The sequence below is a fragment of the Burkholderia sp. Bp9143 genome (genome assembly GCF_003853645.1).
Taxonomy (GTDB): Bacteria; Pseudomonadota; Gammaproteobacteria; order Burkholderiales; family Burkholderiaceae; genus Burkholderia.
This window is the reverse complement of the sequence record NZ_QTPO01000151.1, coordinates 1-901: the sequence shown is the minus strand read 5'-3', so window position 1 is coordinate 901 and position 901 is coordinate 1. Positions and strand designations below refer to the sequence as shown.

The window sequence follows — 901 nt, the reverse complement described above, 5'->3', positions numbered from 1 at the left end:
ACGCTGCGCGCCAACCCACCGGAGGATCGTCATGTCTAACGATATCGCGGCCCAGTTCAAGGGTCTTAAACTGCACGGCATGGCGAGCACGTGGCCGGAGCTGCTCGCGCAGTCGCGTCACACTGACTTCGAGCCGGAGCGCTTCATGAAGCAGCTGCTGATGGCTGAAACCGCCGAACGGCAGGTGCGCTCGATCGCCTATCAAATGACCGCTGCGCGCTTCCCGGCACACCGCGACCTGAAGGGCTTCGACTTCGCGCAGGCACACGTCGACGAAGCGCTGGTGCACGAACTGAGCGAGCTGTCGTTCCTCGCAAGCGCGCACAACGTCGTGTTCATCGGTGGTCCGGGCACTGGCAAGACGCACCTCGCCTCAGCGATCGGAATCGAAGCCGTACAGCGCCACGGCAAGCGTGTGCGCTACTTCTCGACCGTCGAGCTGACCAACGCCCTGGAGCAGGAGAAGTCCATCGGCAAACAAGGCCAGATTGCCCACAAGCTGATGTACGTCGATCTGGTGATCCTCGACGAACTGGGCTATCTGCCGTTCAGCCAGACCGGCGGTGCATTGCTGTTCCATCTGCTCTCAAAGCTATACGAGCACACGAGCGTCGCGATCACGACCAATCTCAGCTTCGGCGAGTGGGCGAGCGTGTTCGGGGATGCAAAGATGACGACAGCGCTGCTGGACCGCGTCACCCATCACTGCCACATCGTCGAAACGGGCAATGAATCGTGGCGCTTCAGGACCAGCTCTGCCAAGGCAAAGACAACAAGAAAAAGAGCGGCAAAACCAGCGGGTAACGAAGAGTTATCCACACCGGAATAGATGTACTACGCTGTCTCGGGGTGGGTCAGATTTAGATGAAATCGGTGGGTTAAGACTCGGTGGAAATCAACA

1 protein-coding gene is annotated in these 901 nt (G+C 59.3%); it reads left to right on the top strand.

Annotated features, from left to right (window positions below):
* Positions 1–31: 31 nt before the first annotated feature.
* Complete coding sequence (gene istB, locus DIE23_RS39075) at positions 32–829, top strand: IS21-like element helper ATPase IstB (RefSeq protein WP_124618211.1); 798 nt, start codon at positions 32–34, stop codon at positions 827–829.
* Positions 830–901 lie beyond the last annotated feature (72 nt).

Coding starts and splice junctions, on each gene's coding strand:
- istB (WP_124618211.1), top strand. CDS start 32: ATGTCTAACGATATCGCGGCCCAGTTCAAGGGTCTTAAACTGCACGGC.